Origin of the sequence: Dyella marensis (assembly GCF_900112865.1) — a bacterium.
GTDB classification, from domain to species: domain Bacteria; phylum Pseudomonadota; class Gammaproteobacteria; order Xanthomonadales; family Rhodanobacteraceae; genus Dyella_D; species Dyella_D marensis_A.
Map to the genome: position 1 here is coordinate 594,619 of NZ_FONH01000001.1, position 16,373 is coordinate 610,991.

Here is a 16,373-nt window from a genome sequence, read left to right on the forward strand (position 1 = left end):
AACCTACGAAGGTCAGGTGGTGGCGAGTTCGCGGACTACGACCGTGGCATACGCGCCAGCAGGCAAGCCGAACGTAAGCTCCAAAGCATCGTCCTCCAGCCACTGCCAGCGCAGCTGGTCCGGGATCAGGCGCAGCGGGCGGCGCTCCTGCTCCATGCGTGCCGCCACCAGGCCAGCGACGAGATCGGCGTTCGCACCCGCAAGCTCATTTTCCAACTGCGCCACTTCGGCACCCGCCGGCGACTCGCCCTGCCCCCACAGCGGGCCGGACGGATGGATATCGCCACGTCCCAGCCGCTCCGCCAGCACCGCGTCGAACGGTTCCGGCCCGAACCACGAACGGCTGCCGGCCAGCGACCACAGCTCGCCGTCCAGCGGCTTGTCCCAGGCATCGCGCTCGACGCGCGCGGCCAGCACTTCGTTGAACAGGTGCGAGCGCGCCGCCGACAGCAGGAACTGGCGCTTGTCGCGATCCACCCGGCGCCCGGCGAACATCGCCCGCGCCTGCTCCACATTGCCGCCGCCGCGGCCGAAACGCTGCTCGCCGAAATAATTAGGCACGCCGCGTGCGGCGATGCGTTCCAGCACTTCCCCGGCGCGCGCGCGATCGCCCTGCACGCCGCGCAGCACCAGCACGAAGCGATTGCCGCGCAAAGCGCCGCGCTTGAGCTTGCGCTTGTGGCGCGCAGCCGACAGCACCTTTACTTCGGCGTGCGGAAACGCCGACCAGTCCGGATCCGGCTTGCCGGCAAGCTGCACCGAGAAGGTCTGCCGCGTCACCGCGTGGCGATCCTTCAGTCCCGCATAGCCGACCGCCACCTGCGGCACGCCGGCATAGTTGGCCAATTCGCGTGCCACCCAATCCGTGGTGGCGCCACGCTTCTCCACCAGCAGCAGCGCGTGCTCGCCTTCGCCGTCGGCTTCGTAGCCGAGGATTTCTTCCACGCGGAAGTCCTCGGGGGAGCTGCGCAGCTGGGCGCTCAGCGGCGGGGTGCCATTGGCGTAAGGAAGATCGCTCATTCGATAAAAACCGGAAGGATGAAACCGCTCAGACCAGGAACACCGTCGCCAGCCCGAGGAAAATAAAAAAGCCGCCGCTGTCCGTCATCGCCGTGATCAGCACGCTCGACCCCAGCGCCGGATCGCGCCCATGCCGCGCCATCAGCATCGGAATGCCCACGCCGCAGAACGCCGCGAGCAATAAATTAAGCGTCATCGCCGCGGTCATCACCAGGCCCAGCGCCAGATGCCCGTACAGCGCCCAGGCCACCAGCCCGATCACCCCGCCCCAGACCAGGCCATTGGCCAGCGCCACGCCCATCTCCTTGCGCCATAGCCGCTTGGCGCTGGCCGGAGTGATCTGGTCCAGGGCCAGCGCGCGCACGATCATGGTGATGGTCTGGTTGCCGGAATTGCCGCCGATGCCGGCCACGATCGGCATCAGGGTGGCCAGCGCCACCAGCTTCTGGATCGAGCCCTCGAACAGGCCGATCACGCGCGAGGCGATGAAAGCGGTCACCAGGTTGATCGCCAGCCAGGTCCAGCGGTTGCGCACCGACTTCCACACCGAGGCGAAGATGTCTTCTTCCTCGCGCAGGCCGCCGCGGCTCAGCGCCTCGCTTTCGCCTTCCTCGCGGATCACGTCGACCATCGAGTCGATGGTGATGCGGCCGATCAGGTGGCTGCTGTCGTCCACCACCGGCGCGGTGACCAGGTCGTAGCGCTCGAAGGCCTGCGCGGTTTCGTAGGCGTCGTCGGCCGGGTGGAAGGTGTTGACGTCCGGCGCCATCACCTCGCTGACCATCTTTTCCGGCGAGTTGACCAGCAGCCAGTGCAGCGGCAGCACGCCGGTGAGCATGTTGTCGTGATTGACCACGAACAGCTTGTCGGTCTGCGCGGGCAGCTCGTCGAAGCGGCGCAGGTAGCGCAGCACCACCTCCAGGCTGACGTCCTCGCGGATGGTGACCATCTCGAAGTCCATCAGCGCGCCGACCTGGTCCTCCTGCCAGGACAGCGCCGACTGCAGCTGTTCGCGCTGCTGCGCGTCGAGGCTGGCCATCAGCTCGGGCAGCACCTCGGTCGGCAGGTCCTCGACCAGGTCGGCCAGCTCGTCCGCTTCCAGCGGCTCGACCGCGGCGAGGATCTCGCGCTGGTCCATGTCGGCGATCAGCGATTCGCGGACCGCGTCGGAGACCTCGAGCAGGATCTCGCCGTCGCGGTCGGCCTTGACCATCTGCCAGACGGTGAGGCGGTCCTCCAGCGGCAGCGCTTCGAGGATGTAGGCGATGTCGGCCGGATGCAGGCCGTCGAGCTGGCGCTGCAGTTCGGACAGGTGCTGGCGGTGCAGCAGGTTGTCGACCAGGTCCTGGTGCGGCCCGTGCTGCGCATGCGCGACCTGTTCCACCAGCTTGTGCCGGCGCAGCAGTTCGTTGATGCGCTCCAGCTGCTCGTGCAGCCGGTTGGCGGAACCGCGGACCTCGGCCTCGCTCACGCGAGAACCAGCAGCGCGCAGGCCTGGGCGGCGATGCCTTCGCCGCGGCCGGTGAAGCCGAGTTTCTCGGTGGTGGTCGCCTTGACGCTGACGCGGTCGACCTCGCAGTGCAGGTCCTCGGCCAGCCGTTCGCGCATCGCCTGCGCGTGCGGGCCGACCTTGGGCGCCTCGCAGATCACGGTGACGTCGACATTGCCGATGGCATAGCCGCGCTCGCGCATCAGCGTGTAGGCATGGCGCAGGAACAGCCGGCTCTCGGCGCCGCGCCAGCGCTCCTGCGAGGGCGGGAAATGCCGGCCGATGTCGCCCAGCGCCAGCGCGCCGAAGATCGCATCGCACAGCGCATGGATCACCACGTCGCCATCGGAGTGCGCCACCACGCCGCGACTGTGCGGCACGCGCACGCCGCCCAGCATCACGTGGTCGCCGTCGCCGAAGGCATGCACGTCGAAGCCCTGGCCGATCCGCATCATGCGCGCGCCCTCATGCCGTCCTGTCCAGAAGAAATTCGGCCAGCGCGAAATCGGCGGCCGTGGTCACCTTGATATTGTCCTCGGCGCCCTCGACGAGCAACGGGGCATGGCCCGCACGCTCCATCGCCATCGCCTCGTCGCTGGGCTTGAGCCCGCTGGCCGCCGCCGCGCGCAGGGCCGCGGCCAGTTCGCCGCGGCGGAACAGCTGCGGGGTGAAGGCGCGCCAGCGCTCCTCGCGCGGCTCGGTCGCCGCGCTGCGATGGGCGGCATCGGCGCGCTTGAGCGTGTCGCGCAGCGGCGCGCCGAGCAGGCCGCCGCCGGCTGGCACGGCCAGCTCGATCAGGCGGGCGATGTCGGCGGCGCGCACGCAGGGGCGCGCGGCGTCGTGCACCAGCACGAAATCGTCCGCGGCCACGTCGTTCGGCAAGGCATCCAGACCGGCCAGCACCGAATCGCAGCGCTCCGCACCGCCGATGGTGGTCAGCACCGGCTTGCCGCCGATGCGCTCCACGCCCGGCCAGCGCTCGTCGCCCGCGCCCAGCACCACCATCACGCCGGCGATGCGCGGATGGGTGGCCAGGCGCGCCAGCGTGTGTTCGATCAGCGGCCGGCCGGCCAGCGGCAGGTATTGCTTAGGTGTATCGCCACCGACCCGCGCGCCGCGCCCGGCGGCCGGCACCACGCACCACAGGGAACTCATCTCAGTGTCCGCCGCTGCTGGCGGCGGGCGCGGGCGTCGCCGCGCTCGCGGCGGCGCCCGGCTGCTCGACCACCTGGTAGAAGGTCTCGCCCGGCTTGATCAGGCCCAGCTCGCCGCGCGCGCGCGCCTCGACTGCCTGCTCGCCGTGCTTGAGGTCGTCCACGTCCGCGCCCAGCGCCTGGTTGCGCTGGAGCAGGCGCTGGTTGTCGTCGCTCTGCTTCTTCACCGCGGCGCGCAGGGTTTCCACCTCGTGCACGCCGCCGTTGCCGGTCCACAGCTTCACCTGCAGACCGATCAGCACGAGCAGCAGGATGAGAGCGATCCAGCGCAGCATGGAGGTGGCGTGACTCCGTCAGCCCGGCAGCTTGGCCAGGCTCGGGAACGCGTTGCGGCCGGCGTACTGCGCGGCGGCGCCCAGCTGTTCCTCGATGCGCAGCAACTGGTTGTACTTGGCCACGCGGTCGGTGCGGCACAGCGAACCGGTCTTGATCTGGGTCGCGGTGGTGGCCACGGCGATATCGGAAATCGTGGTGTCTTCCGTCTCGCCCGAGCGGTGCGACACGATCGCGGCGTACTTGGCTGCGTCGGCCATGGCGATCGCTTCCAGCGTCTCCGACAGCGTGCCGATCTGGTTCACCTTGATCAGGATCGCGTTGGCGATGTGCTTGTCGATGCCTTCCTTGAAGATCGCCGGATTGGTCACGAACAGGTCGTCGCCGACCAGCTGCACCTGCTTGCCGATGGTGTCGGTGAGCAGCTTCCAGCCGTCCCAGTCGCCTTCGGCCATGCCGTCCTCGATGGTGACGATCGGGTACTGCTTCGCCCAGCTGGCGAGCAGGTCGACGAACTGCGCCGGCGTGTAGACCTTGCCCTCGCCTTCCAGGTCGTACTTGCCGTCCTTGAAGAACTCGGAACTGGCCACGTCCAGGCCCAGCAGGATGTCGCTGCCGATCTTGTAGCCGGTCTTGCCGACGGCTTCGAGGATGGTGTCCAGCGCCTCGATGTTGGAGCGCAGGTTCGGCGCGAAGCCGCCCTCGTCGCCCACCGCGGTGTTCAGGCCCTTGCCCTTCAGCACGCTCTTGAGCGCGTGGAAGATCTCGGTGCCGGCGCGCAACGCCTCGGCGAAGCTGGGCAGGCCGACCGGCAGCACCATGAATTCCTGCACGTCGACGTTGTTATCGGCGTGCGCGCCGCCGTTGATGATGTTCATCATCGGCACCGGCAGCGCGCCGGGCTTGCCGGTGGTGCCGTTGATGGTGGCCAGGTACTGCCACAGCGGACGGCCCTGCTGCGCGGCCACCGCGTGGGCGGCGGCCATCGACACGCCGAGGAGAGCATTGGCGCCGAGCTTGCCCTTGTTCGGCGTGCCGTCCAGCGCGATCAGCTTCGCGTCCAGGCCCTTCTGGTCGGCCGCGTCGAAGCCCTTCAGCGCACCGGCGATGGCGCCGTTGACGTTGCCCACCGCGTTCTGCACACCCTTGCCCAGGTAACGCGACTTGTCGCCATCGCGCAGTTCCACCGCCTCGCGGGTACCGGTGGACGCACCGCTGGGCACCGCCGCGCGACCGAAGCCGCCGCCGGCCAGGGTCACTTCCGCTTCGAGCGTGGGATTGCCGCGGGAGTCGAGGATTTCGCGGGCGTGGATGCGGGTGATGTCGGTGCTCATGCAGTTCCTGTCCAGAAAGGGCGAAGGGGACGAACTAAAGCGGGGATAAAACTTTTGAAGATCAGAGCGTCTGTTCGAGGAAGCCGTGGCGCTTGGTGACGGCGTCCAGTTCCATCAGCGTTTCCAGCAGCGCTTCCATCTTGCCGAGCGGCCAGGCATTGGGGCCGTCGCTGAGCGCCTTGGAAGGATCCGGATGGGTCTCGGCGAACAGGCCGGCCACGCCGACCGCGATGGCCGCGCGCGCCAGCACCGGCACGAATTCGCGCTGGCCGCCGGAACTGGTGCCCTGCCCGCCCGGCAGCTGCACCGAATGGGTGGCGTCGAACACCACCGGGCAGCCGGTGTCGCGCATCACCGCCAGCGAACGCATGTCGGAGACCAGGTTGTTGTAGCCGAAGCTGGCGCCGCGCTCGCATACCAGGATGTCGTCGTTGCCGACGGCCTTGGCCTTGTCCACGACGTTCTTCATGTCCCACGGCGCCAGGAACTGGCCCTTCTTGATGTTCACCGGCTTGCCGGCGCGCGCCACCGCCTGGATGAAATCGGTCTGGCGGCACAGGAAGGCCGGGGTCTGCAGCACGTCGACCACCGAGGCCACTTCGGCGAACGGGGTGTATTCGTGCACGTCGGTCAGCACCGGCACGCCGACCTGGCGCTTCACTTCGCCGAGGATGCGCAGGCCTTCTTCCATGCCCAGGCCGCGGAAGCTCGAGCCGGAGGAACGGTTGGCCTTGTCGAAGCTGGACTTGAAGATGAAGTTGATGCCGAGCCGGCCGGTGATTTCCTTGAGCTTGCCGGCGGTGTCCACCTGCAGCTGCTCCGACTCGACCACGCAGGGGCCGGCGATCAGGAACAGTGGCTGGTCCTGGCCGACCGCGAAACCGCATAACTTCATGCGACGTTCTCCTTCGGTGCCGACGCCAGGCGCTCGCCTTCGCGCACCGCCTTGTACTCGCGCGCCGAACGCACGAAGCCGATGAACAGCGGGTGGCCGTCGCGCGGGGTGGAGGTGAATTCCGGATGCGCCTGGCAACCGAGGAACCACGGATGCTGCTGCTGCGGCAGCTCGACGATCTCCACCAGCAGGTCGTCCATCGACTTGCCGGAGATCACCATGCCCAGATCCTCGAAGGACTGGCGATAGCGGTTGTTGAACTCGTAGCGGTGGCGATGGCGCTCGCGCACCACTTCCTGGCCGTACAGCTCGCGCGCCAGGGTGCCGGCCTTGAGGCGGCACTCCTGCGCGCCCAGGCGCATGGTGCCGCCCAGGTCCGAGCGTTCGGTGCGCGTTTCCACTTCGCCGGCGGAGGTGGTCCACTCGGTGATCAGCGCGATCACCGGGTTGGGCGTGTTGCGGTCGTTCTCGCTGGAATCGGCGTCGCCGAGGCCGGCCACGTGGCGGGCGAAATCCACCACCGCCGCATGCATGCCGTAGCAGATGCCGAAGTACGGCACGCCATGCTCGCGGGCGTACCTGGCGGCCAGCACCTTGCCCTCGAAGCCGCGCTTGCCGAAGCCGCCCGGCACCAGGATGGCGTCGACGCCGCCCAGCACCTTGGCTGCGCCCTCCGCTTCCACCTGCTCGGAATCGACCCACTGCAGGTTCACCCGCGTCTGCTGCTTGATGCCGCCGTGGCGCAGGGCTTCGCCCAGCGACTTGTAGGCGTCCTTGTGCTCGACGTACTTGCCGACAATGGCGACGTTGACCTCGTCCTTGGGATGCTCCACCGCTTCCACGGTGCGCTGCCAGGCCGACAGATCCGCGGGACCGGCGTCGAGGCCGAGGCGCTTGACCACGATCTCGTCCAGGCCCTGCTTGTGCAGCCACAGCGGCTGCTTGTAGATGATGTCCACGTCGGTGGCGCTGATCACCGCCTGCTCCGGCACGTTGGTGAACAGCGCGATCTTGCGGCGCTCGCCGTCCGGCAGCGGCTGCTCGCAGCGGCACAGCAGCACGTCCGGCTGGATGCCGATCGAGCGCAGTTCCTTCACCGAATGCTGGGTGGGCTTGGTCTTGATCTCGCCGGCGGCCTTGATGTACGGCACCAGGGTCAGGTGCATGAACAGGCACTTCTCGGGGCCGTGCTCGATGCGCAGCTGGCGGATCGCCTCCAGGAACGGCAGCGACTCGATGTCGCCGACGGTGCCGCCGATCTCCACCAGGGCCACGTCGAAGCCGCGGGTGGCCTCGTGGATGCAGTGCTTGATCTCGTCGGTGATGTGCGGGATGACCTGCACGGTGGCGCCGAGATAATCGCCGCGGCGCTCCTTGCGGATCACCGACTCGTAGATCTTGCCGGTGGTGATGGAGTTCTTGCCGGTTAGGCGGGTGTGGACGAAACGCTCGTAGTGGCCCAGGTCCAGGTCGGTCTCGGCGCCGTCGTCGGTGACGTAGACCTCGCCGTGCTGGAAGGGGCTCATGGTGCCCGGGTCCACGTTGATGTACGGGTCGAGCTTCATCATGGTGACCGAGAGGCCACGCGCTTCCAGAATGGAAGCCAGCGACGCCGCGGCGATGCCCTTGCCAAGCGAGGACACCACACCGCCGGTGACGAAAATCAGGGGGGTCATGGGATGCAGCCGTGCTGGAAATCGGCATTTTAGCGGAGGTCGCTCCGTGCCGCGAGCGGTACGACGAAAATTCCTGTGGCGATTCATCGAGCCGCGCGCCGACCGGCTTCACCTCGGCTGCTAGCATGAACGGATGAGCGATTCCATTCCGTCCCGTCTTGCCCTCCTGCGCCAGGCCATGCGCCGCCACGGCGTCGATGCCTGCCTCGTGCCCAGCGCCGATCCGCACCTGTCCGAATACCTGCCGGAGCATTGGCAGGCGCGGAGCTGGCTGTCCGGCTTCACCGGTTCGGCCGGCACCCTGGTGGTCGCCCTGGAATGGGCCGGGCTGTGGACCGATTCGCGCTACTTCGCCCAGGCCGAGCGCGAGCTGGCCGGCAGCGGCATCGAACTGATGCGCCAGCGCGCCACCAGCGTGCCCGAGCACCTGGAATGGCTGCGCCAGCAGCTGGAGCCGGGCCAGCTGCTGGCGGTGGCCGGCGACAGCCTGCCGCTGGCCACCCGCGCGCGGATCGAACGCCAGTTCGAAAACACCGGCGCGCGCCTGCGCACCGACCTGGACCTGCCCGGCGAAGCCTGGTCCGCCCGCCCACCGCTGCCCGCCGCGCCGGTCACCGAACATCCGATCCGCTACGCCTGCATCGCCCGCGCCGACAAGCTCGCCCGGCTGCGCACCGCCATGCGCAAGCACGGCGCCACGCATCACCTGGTCTGCAGCCTGGACGACGTGGCCTGGCTGACCAACCTGCGCGGCAGCGACGTCGAGTGCAATCCGGTGTTCCTGGCCCATCTGCTGGTCGCCACCGACGGCCCGGCCACGCTGTTCGTCGACCGCCGCAAGCTCACCGACGCGCTGGTCGGCGCGCTCGCCGCCGACGGCGTGCGCATCGCCGACTACGCCACTGTCACCGACGCGCTCGGCGAGCTGGGCGCCGGCGACCGCCTGTTGCTGGACGGCTATCGCGTGGCCTGCGCCGTGGCCGATGCGGTGGCGCCGACGGTCCAGCTGATCGATGCGGCCAACCCATCCACCGCCTTCAAGGCGCGCAAGAGCGCCGGCGAGCTCGATCATGTGCGCGAAGTGATGCGCCGCGACGGCGCCGCCCTGGCGCGCGCCTTCCGCCGGCTGGAGGAACGCCTGACCGCCGGCATGAGCCAGACCGAACTGGACGTCGACACCCTGCTGCGCGAGGAACGCTCGGCCCAGCCCGACTTCGTCGGCGAAAGCTTCGCCACCATCGCCGGCTACCAGGCCAACGGCGCCCTGCCGCACTACCGCGCCACGCCCGCGCACCACAGCGTGCTCAAGCCGCAGGGACTCCTGCTGGTCGATTCCGGCGGCCAGTACCTGGGCGGCACCACGGATGTCACCCGCGTGCTGGCGCTGGGCGAGACCACGGCCGAGCAGCGCCGCGACGCCACCCTGGTGCTGAAGGGCCTGATCGCGCTGTCGCGCGCACGCTTTCCCAAGGGCGCCAGCGGTCCGCAGCTCGACGCGCTGGCACGCGCGCCGCTGTGGGCCTCGGGCATGGACTACGGCCACGGCACCGGCCACGGCGTGGGCTACTTCCTCAATGTGCACGAGGGGCCGCAGAACATCCGCCCGCCGACCAGCGGCGCGATGGTGGCGCTGGAGCCGGGCATGATCACCTCGATCGAGCCGGGCCTGTACAAGCCGGGCCGGCACGGCATCCGCCACGAGAACCTGGCGGCGGTGGCCGAGGCGGACCAGACCGAATTCGGTGAATTCCACGCCTTCGAGACGCTGACCCTGTGCCCGTTCGACCGCCGCGCGCTGGAACCGGGCCTGCTCAACCCGGAGGAGCGCGCCTGGCTGGACGACTACCACGCCCGCGTGCGCGCCGCGCTGAGCCCGCTGCTGGAAGGCGCCGACCTGGTCTGGCTGGAGCGGCATTGCGCGCCGCTGTGACATCGCGGCCGGCTTGACCTCCCCGGCCGGCCACCCCATCCTCCCGCGGCTATTTCCCCGCTTAACTTCCGGCAGAACCCCCGAGCATGAGCAGTCGCTACAACGCCGCCGACATCGAAGTCCTCTCCGGCCTTGACCCGGTCAAGCGCCGGCCGGGCATGTACACCGACACCAGCCGCCCGAACCACCTGGCGCAGGAAGTCATCGACAACTCGGTGGACGAGGCCCTGGCCGGCCACGCCAGCGCGATCGAGGTGATCGTGCACACCGACGGCTCGGTGCAGGTCAGCGACGACGGCCGCGGCATGCCGGTGGACATCCATCCGGAGGAAGGCATCCCGGGCGTGGAGCTGATCCTCACCAGGCTGCATGCGGGCGGCAAGTTCTCCGGCAAGAACTACAACTTCTCCGGCGGCCTGCACGGCGTGGGCGTGTCGGTGGTCAATGCGCTGTCCAGCCGGGTGGAAGTGACCATCCGCCGCGACGGCAGCGAATACCGCATGGCCTTCGAGCACGGCGATCGCGCCAGCGCGCTGGAAGTGATCGGCAGCGTGCCGAAGAAGAAGACCGGCACCACCGTGCACTTCTGGCCCGATCCGAAGTATTTCGACTCGCCGAAGATCCTGCTGTCCAAGCTCAAGCACCTGCTGCGCGCCAAGGCCGTGCTGTGCGCCGGCCTCAACGTCAAGCTCACCGACGAAGCCACCGGCGAAGTCGTGTCGTGGCATTACGAGGACGGCCTGCGCGACTACCTGCGCGGGGAACTCGAGGGCGCCGAGTCGCTGCCGGCCGAGCTGTTCGTGCATCACGTGGCGCGCGACACCGAAGGCCTGGACGTCGCCCTGGCCTGGCTGCCGGAAGGCGAGCTGGTGCAGGAGAGCTACGTCAACCTGATTCCCACCGCGCAGGGCGGCACCCACGTGAACGGCCTGCGCAGCGGCCTGACCAACGCCGTGCGCGAGTTCTGCGACATCCGCAACCTGCTGCCGCGCGGCGTGAAGCTGGCGCCGGAAGACGTGTGGGAGCGGCTGTCGTTCGTGCTCTCGGCCAAGCTGCTGGATCCGCAGTTCGCCGGGCAGACCAAGGAGCGCCTCTCCTCGCGCAACGCCGCCGCCCTGGTGGAAGGCGTGGTGCACGACGCCTTCAGCCTGTGGCTGAACCAGCACGTGGAACTGGGCGAGCGCATCGCCACGCTGGCGATCGAGCGCGCCAGCGCGCGCCTGAAGGCGTCCAAGCAGGTCATCCGCAAGAAGATCACCCAGGGCCCCGCCCTGCCCGGCAAGCTGGCCGACTGCACCGCCACGGATCTGAGCCGCACGGAACTGTTCCTGGTCGAGGGCGACTCCGCCGGCGGCAGCGCCAAGCAGGCGCGCGACAAGGAATTCCAGGCGATCCTTCCGCTGCGCGGCAAGATCCTCAATACCTGGGAAGTCGAATCCGGCTCGGTGCTGGGCTCGGAGGAAGTGCACAACCTCGCCGTGGCGATCGGTTGCGATCCGGGCAAGGACGACCTCAGCGGCCTGCGCTACGGCAAGGTGATCATCCTGGCCGATGCCGACTCCGATGGCCTGCATATCGCGACCCTGCTCAGCGCGCTGTTCCTGCGCCACTTCCCCGCCCTGGTGCGCGACGGCCACGTGTTCGTGGCAATGCCGCCGCTGTTTCGCGTGGACGTGGGCAAGCAGGTGTTCTACTGCCTGGACGAGAACGAGAAGACCGCGCTGCTGGCGCGCATCGAGCGCGAGAAAATGAAGGGCCAGGTCAGCACCACCCGCTTCAAGGGCCTGGGCGAGATGAATCCCGGGCAGCTGCGCGAGTCGACCATCCATCCGGATACGCGCCGCCTGGTGCAGCTCACGGTCGAGGACGGCGAAGGCACGGCGAAGCTGATGGACATGCTGCTGGCGAAGAAGCGGGCTGGCGATCGCAAGGCGTGGCTGGAAGAGAAAGGCGATCTGGCTACCCTCGAGGTCTAAAGCACCGCAACGTGAGCCCCTCTCCCCTCGGGAGAGGGGTTGGGGTGAGGGTACGGGCGAAGCGCAAGAGTGATGTGCACCGCTCCGCCCGTACCCTCATCCGGCTGCCGCCACCTTCTCCCGGAGGGAGAAGGATTCAAAGGTGAAGACTGAGGAAATGGCGGAGCGCCCGCTGCGGCGCTAAGGTACGCCGACTTCATCCGAGCCCCTCCACCATGGCCCTCCCGCCACCGCTGGACCTGCAACGCTGGATCGACGAACACCGCCACCTGCTCAAGCCGCCGGTGGGCAACAAATGCATCGTCGACGGCGACTTCATCGTGATGATCGTCGGCGGCCCGAACGCGCGCACCGATTACCACTACGACGAAGGCCCGGAATTCTTCTACCAGCTCGAAGGCGAGATGGTGCTGAAGGTGCAGGACGACGGCGCGGCGCGCGATATCCCGATCCGCGCCGGCCAGATGTTCTACCTGCCGCCGCGCGTGCCGCATTCGCCGCAGCGCATGCCCGATTCCATCGGCCTGGTGATCGAGCGCCGCCGCCTGGCCGGCGAGCAGGACGGCCTCATGTGGTTCTGCCAGCAGTGCAACCACAAGCTGTACGAGGAATATTTCACGCTCGACAGCATCGAGCGCGATTTCCCGCCGGTGTTCGAGCGCTTCTACCGCTCACTCGAGGCGCGCACCTGCACGCAGTGCGGCACCGTGCATCCGGCGCCGGCCAAATATGCGTAGGTTGGGGTGACAACCCCAACGCAACGGCGCGGTCAACGTGACGATGTTGGGATTGTCACCCCAACCTGCGCAGCCATTTCCTAGCCATCCGCCGCAGCGATTCGTCTGCGGCCGGATCGGCGGCAATCTCCGCCACCGGCTTCCAAGCCAGCGCCAGCGATTCCTCGCTGACCGCGAAATCCTCGCTGCCGGTGGCGCGCACCACGTAGCGCACGTCGTAATGCCAGTGCCCGGGTTCGCCGGCGCGGGCGGGAATCCAGTGGCAGTCCAGGTCGAACGGCGCCGGCTCGGCTACCAGCTCGGCCAAGCCGGATTCCTCCTCCGCCTCGCGCAGCGCCACGCCGGCCAGGTCGGTGTCGCCGTCCGCATGGCCGCCCAGCTGCAGCCAGCGGCCGAGCTTGCGGTGGTGGGTCAGCAGCACGCGCGCGCCGTCGGCGCTGACCAGCCAGGCCGAGCCGGTGAAATGCCCGGCCGCATGGTCGCGCTCGAACACGGTGGGCGCCGAGCGTAGGAATTCGCCGAATCCGGCGGCGACTTCGCCCTCGTCCGGATGCGCCTCGGCGTAGGCGGTCAAATGCGCGGAAAAAGCCTGGCGATGATCGTGCATGACTTGTGACATATAGGATCGGGATGAAGTGGACATCATAGCTGCGGCGCGTCTTGTACCCCTCCCAGCGCTCGGCTAAGGTTCGGTGCTTCCGCGCCGAGCACAACCTGTTCGTGGCGCCGAAATCCTTTGCCGGACCAGCCTTCTGGGCCCGCCGTTCGGTAGTCGTCCCAATAATGACAAGCGGCCATTCCCGGAGGGGGGAACCCATGCTGAAAAACCTGTTTGCGACGACGCAGATTTCGCCTGCGTCCGCCGATCTGCCGGGGGGCGGCGCGCACGGCGAGGCCACCCTCAAGCGCGCGTTGACCGCGCGGCATCTGGTCCTGCTGGGCATCGGCGCGATCATCGGCGCGGGTATCTTCGTCATCACCGGACAGGCCGCGGCCGAGCACGCCGGCCCCGCGATCGTGCTGAGCTTCGTATTCGCCGGCATCGCCTGCGCCCTGGCGGCGCTGTGCTACGCCGAGTTCGCGGCGATGCTGCCGGTGTCCGGCAGCGCTTACTCCTATTCCTACGCCACGCTGGGCGAATACGTCGCCTGGTTCGTCGGCTGGAGCCTGGTGCTGGAATACCTGTTCACCGTGGCCACGGTGGCGGCGGGCTGGTCGGGCTATTTCAACAAGCTGCTGGCCCTGATCAGCGGCTGGATCGGGCATGACGTGAGCTTGCCGCAGACCCTGGCGGCGGCGCCGTTCACCGTGGTCGACGGCCATATCCAGGCCACCGGCATGTTCATCAACCTGCCGGCGGTGGCGATCATCGCCGCGATCACCGGCCTGTGCTACGTGGGCATCACCCAGTCGGCCTTCGTCAACTCGATCATCGTGGCGATCAAGGTTACCGTGATCCTGCTGTTCATCGCCTTCGCCACCAAGTACATCAACCCGGACAACTGGCATCCCTTCATCCCGGCCTCCGAAGGCGCATCCAAGTACGGCTGGGCCGGCGTGGGCCGCGCGGCGGCGATCGTGTTCTTCTCCTATATCGGCTTCGACGCGGTCTCCACCGCGGCCGGCGAGGCGAAGAACCCGCAGCGCGACATGCCGATCGGCATCATCGGCTCGCTGATCCTGTGCACCATCCTGTACATCATCGTCGCCGGCATCCTTACCGGCATCGCCGATTTCCGCCTGCTCGGCACGCCGGAGCCGGTGTCCACCGCGCTGGACAACTACCCCAGCCTGCACTGGCTGCAGATCATCGTGGTGATCGGCGCGGTCACCGGCCTGAGCTCGGTGATGCTGGTGATGCTGATGGGCCAGCCGCGCATCTTCTATTCGATGGCGCGCGACGGCCTGATCCCGGCGGTGTTCGGCCGCATCCACCAGAAGTTCCGCACGCCGCACGTCGGCACCGTGGTGGTGGGCGTGCTGGCCGCCGCGCTGGGCGGACTGTTCAACATCGGCGTGCTGGGCGAAATGGTGGCGATGGGCACCCTGCTGGCTTTCGCCACCGTGTGCATCGGCGTGCTGGTGCTGCGCTATACCCGTCCCGAGCTGCCGCGCGCGTTCCGCGTGCCGGTGCCGTGGATCGTCTGCCCGCTCGGCGCGCTGGCCTGCATGGCGCTGTTCCTGCAATCGTTCCTGGAGCACTGGCGCTGGATGCTGGCCTGGATCGCGATCGGCCAGGCGATCTATTTCCTCTACGGCTATTCGCACAGCAAGCTGCGCAAGCCGGCCGCCTGATCCGCACCTCCGAGGGCCGGCTTCGCGCCGGCCCTCCCTTTTTGGCCGGCCGCGATCCGGCGCCCGCACCACCCAGGTCCACGCATGCTCAAGCAGCTTTTCGCCCGCAAGACCGATTTCTCTGACGCCGACGACTGCCACGGCGGCCCCTCGCTGCGCCGCACCCTGGGCAAGTGGGGCATCACCGCACTGGGCATCGGCGCGGTGATCGGTACCGGCATCTTCGTGGTGACCGGCCAGGCCGCGGCGGAGCATGCGGGCCCGGCAGTGCTGATCTCGTTCATGCTGGCGGCGATCTGCAGCGGCTTCACCGCGCTGTGCTACGCGGAATTCGCGACGCTGATCCCGATCTCCGGCAGCTCGTATTCCTATGCCTACGCCACCCTGGGCGAGCTGGTGGCCTGGTTCATCGGCTGGAACATGGTGCTGGAATACGGCATCTCCGCCTCCGCGGTGGCGGCGAGCTGGACCGGCTATTTCACCAGCCTGCTCGACCACGTCGGCATCCACCTGCCCGTCGCGCTGACCGAGGCGCCGCTGGCCTTCAAGGACGGGCACCTGGTCACCACCGGCCACCTGCTCAACCTGCCCGCGGTGGCGATCGTGCTGGCGCTGACCTGGCTGTGCTACGTCGGCATCCGCGAATCCTCGGGCCTGAACGTGCTGATGGTGGCGCTCAAGGTCGGCCTGATCATCGTGGTGGTGGTCGCCGGCTACCGCTACGTGGATCCGGCCAACTGGCATCCCTTCATCCCGGCCGAACAGGAACCGGGCAAGTACGGCTGGTCCGGCATCATGCGCGGCGCGGCGATGGTGTTCTTCGCCTACATCGGCTTCGAGGCGACTTCGACCGCGGCGCAGGAATGCAAGAACCCGCAGAAGGACCTGCCCTTCGGCACCCTGGTCTCGCTGGTGATCTGCACCGTGCTGTACCTGGCGATGGCGGCGGTGCTGACCGGCCTGATTCCCTATACGGAACTGGGCACCAGCGAGCCGGTGGTCACCGCGATCCGCAATCATCCGGAACTGGGCTGGCTGCGCCTGGTGGTGGAGATCGGCGCGATGATCGGCCTGTCCTCGGTGATCCTGGTGATGATCATCGCGCAGCCGCGCATCTTCATGATCATGTCGCGCGACGGCCTGCTGCCGCCGGTGTTCAACCGCATCCACCCCAAGCACCGCACGCCGCACCTCAACACGGTGATCACCGGCATCGGCATCGCCATCCTGGCCGCGGTGTTCCCGCTGGACCTGCTGGCCGACCTCACCTCGATGGGCACCCTGATCGCCTTCGTCGCGGTCTGCGCCGGCGTGCTGATCCTGCGCTACACCGCGCCGGAGCTGCCGCGCCTGTTCCGCGTGCCGGCGGCCTGGTTCGTGTGCACCGCCGGCGTGTTCAGCTGCCTGGCCCTGCTGTACTTCATGGCCTGGTTCAACTGGCTGCTGATGATCATCTGGACCGCGATCGGCCTGGCCATCTACTTCGGCTACGGCATGCGCCACAGCCGCCTGCGCCGCGCCTCCTGAGGCGATC

At 68.2% G+C, this 16,373-nt stretch carries 14 protein-coding genes; 5 read left to right on the forward strand and 9 right to left on the reverse strand.

Annotation, left to right across the window (positions count from 1 at the left end):
- Positions 1-12: 12 nt before the first annotated feature.
- The 8 genes from truD to BM172_RS02640 all read right to left on the reverse strand — a co-directional run bounded on the left by truD (position 13) and on the right by BM172_RS02640 (position 7,901).
- The gene (truD, locus tag BM172_RS02605; protein WP_026634525.1) at positions 13-1,020 is read right to left on the reverse strand and encodes a tRNA pseudouridine(13) synthase TruD; all 1,008 of its coding nucleotides are present in this window, start codon (positions 1,018-1,020) and stop codon (positions 13-15) included.
- 28 nt (positions 1,021-1,048) lie between these two features.
- Positions 1,049-2,491, reverse strand: a complete 1,443-nt coding sequence (mgtE, locus tag BM172_RS02610) for a magnesium transporter (protein ID WP_026634526.1) — start codon at positions 2,489-2,491, stop codon at positions 1,049-1,051.
- On the reverse strand, positions 2,488-2,961 hold the full coding sequence (gene ispF / locus BM172_RS02615; protein WP_026634527.1) for a 2-C-methyl-D-erythritol 2,4-cyclodiphosphate synthase: 474 nt from the start codon (positions 2,959-2,961) through the stop codon (positions 2,488-2,490). Before ispF ends, mgtE begins: the two co-directional genes overlap by 4 nt.
- 13 nt (positions 2,962-2,974) lie before the next feature.
- Positions 2,975-3,664: a 2-C-methyl-D-erythritol 4-phosphate cytidylyltransferase gene (gene ispD, locus BM172_RS02620; protein ID WP_026634528.1), complete on the reverse strand. Its 690-nt coding sequence runs from the start codon at positions 3,662-3,664 to the stop codon at positions 2,975-2,977.
- Between the two features lies 1 nt (position 3,665).
- Positions 3,666-3,998 carry a cell division protein FtsB gene (ftsB, locus tag BM172_RS02625; RefSeq protein ID WP_026634529.1) on the reverse strand — a complete coding sequence of 111 codons (333 nt, stop codon included), beginning with the start codon at positions 3,996-3,998 and terminating at the stop codon, positions 3,666-3,668.
- A gap of 18 nt (positions 3,999-4,016) precedes the next feature.
- Positions 4,017-5,330, reverse strand: a complete 1,314-nt coding sequence (gene eno, locus BM172_RS02630; protein ID WP_026634530.1) for a phosphopyruvate hydratase — start codon at positions 5,328-5,330, stop codon at positions 4,017-4,019.
- Between the two features lie 61 nt (positions 5,331-5,391).
- The gene (gene kdsA, locus BM172_RS02635; protein ID WP_026634531.1) at positions 5,392-6,225 is read right to left on the reverse strand and encodes a 3-deoxy-8-phosphooctulonate synthase; all 834 of its coding nucleotides are present in this window, start codon (positions 6,223-6,225) and stop codon (positions 5,392-5,394) included.
- Positions 6,222-7,901: a CTP synthase gene (locus BM172_RS02640; protein ID WP_026634532.1), complete on the reverse strand. Its 1,680-nt coding sequence runs from the start codon at positions 7,899-7,901 to the stop codon at positions 6,222-6,224. Before BM172_RS02640 ends, kdsA begins: the two co-directional genes overlap by 4 nt.
- A gap of 133 nt (positions 7,902-8,034) precedes the next feature.
- Between BM172_RS02640 and BM172_RS02645 the strand changes: the two genes are divergently transcribed.
- The 3 genes from BM172_RS02645 (at position 8,035) to BM172_RS02655 (ending at position 12,544) form a co-directional block, all read left to right on the forward strand.
- Positions 8,035-9,831 carry an aminopeptidase P family protein gene (locus BM172_RS02645; protein ID WP_026634533.1) on the forward strand — a complete coding sequence of 599 codons (1,797 nt, stop codon included), beginning with the start codon at positions 8,035-8,037 and terminating at the stop codon, positions 9,829-9,831.
- Positions 9,832-9,917: 86 nt separating this feature from the next.
- Positions 9,918-11,807: a DNA topoisomerase IV subunit B gene (gene parE, locus BM172_RS02650; RefSeq protein WP_026634534.1), complete on the forward strand. Its 1,890-nt coding sequence runs from the start codon at positions 9,918-9,920 to the stop codon at positions 11,805-11,807.
- 215 nt (positions 11,808-12,022) lie between these two features.
- On the forward strand, positions 12,023-12,544 hold the full coding sequence (locus BM172_RS02655) for a 3-hydroxyanthranilate 3,4-dioxygenase (RefSeq protein ID WP_026634535.1): 522 nt from the start codon (positions 12,023-12,025) through the stop codon (positions 12,542-12,544).
- A 55-nt stretch (positions 12,545-12,599) separates the two neighbouring features.
- Here the strand turns inward: BM172_RS02655 and BM172_RS02660 are convergent, their stop codons facing one another.
- Positions 12,600-13,163 carry an NUDIX hydrolase gene (locus BM172_RS02660; RefSeq protein WP_081805108.1) on the reverse strand — a complete coding sequence of 188 codons (564 nt, stop codon included), beginning with the start codon at positions 13,161-13,163 and terminating at the stop codon, positions 12,600-12,602.
- Positions 13,164-13,360: 197 nt separating this feature from the next.
- Here BM172_RS02660 and BM172_RS02665 point away from each other — a divergent pair, with 197 nt between their 5' ends.
- A complete protein-coding gene (locus tag BM172_RS02665; RefSeq protein WP_026634537.1) occupies positions 13,361-14,839 on the forward strand; it encodes an amino acid permease in 1,479 nt (492 codons plus the stop codon).
- A gap of 84 nt (positions 14,840-14,923) precedes the next feature.
- On the forward strand, positions 14,924-16,366 hold the full coding sequence (locus BM172_RS02670) for an amino acid permease (protein ID WP_026634538.1): 1,443 nt from the start codon (positions 14,924-14,926) through the stop codon (positions 16,364-16,366).
- Positions 16,367-16,373 lie beyond the last annotated feature (7 nt).

Excerpts from the sequence above, each read along its gene's own strand:
- BM172_RS02645 (WP_026634533.1), top strand. The coding sequence starts at position 8,035 with ATGAGCGATTCCATTCCGTCCCGTCTTGCCCTCCTGCGCCAGGCCATG.
- ispD (WP_026634528.1), bottom strand. The coding sequence starts at position 3,664 with ATGAGTTCCCTGTGGTGCGTGGTGCCGGCCGCCGGGCGCGGCGCGCGG.
- eno (WP_026634530.1), bottom strand. The coding sequence starts at position 5,330 with ATGAGCACCGACATCACCCGCATCCACGCCCGCGAAATCCTCGACTCC.
- kdsA (WP_026634531.1), bottom strand. The coding sequence starts at position 6,225 with ATGAAGTTATGCGGTTTCGCGGTCGGCCAGGACCAGCCACTGTTCCTG.
- ispF (WP_026634527.1), bottom strand. The coding sequence starts at position 2,961 with ATGCGGATCGGCCAGGGCTTCGACGTGCATGCCTTCGGCGACGGCGAC.
- BM172_RS02655 (WP_026634535.1), top strand. The coding sequence starts at position 12,023 with ATGGCCCTCCCGCCACCGCTGGACCTGCAACGCTGGATCGACGAACAC.
- BM172_RS02665 (WP_026634537.1), top strand. The coding sequence starts at position 13,361 with ATGCTGAAAAACCTGTTTGCGACGACGCAGATTTCGCCTGCGTCCGCC.
- BM172_RS02670 (WP_026634538.1), top strand. The coding sequence starts at position 14,924 with ATGCTCAAGCAGCTTTTCGCCCGCAAGACCGATTTCTCTGACGCCGAC.
- BM172_RS02640 (WP_026634532.1), bottom strand. The coding sequence starts at position 7,901 with ATGACCCCCCTGATTTTCGTCACCGGCGGTGTGGTGTCCTCGCTTGGC.
- BM172_RS02660 (WP_081805108.1), bottom strand. The coding sequence starts at position 13,163 with ATGTCACAAGTCATGCACGATCATCGCCAGGCTTTTTCCGCGCATTTG.
- parE (WP_026634534.1), top strand. The coding sequence starts at position 9,918 with ATGAGCAGTCGCTACAACGCCGCCGACATCGAAGTCCTCTCCGGCCTT.
- ftsB (WP_026634529.1), bottom strand. The coding sequence starts at position 3,998 with ATGCTGCGCTGGATCGCTCTCATCCTGCTGCTCGTGCTGATCGGTCTG.
- truD (WP_026634525.1), bottom strand. The coding sequence starts at position 1,020 with ATGAGCGATCTTCCTTACGCCAATGGCACCCCGCCGCTGAGCGCCCAG.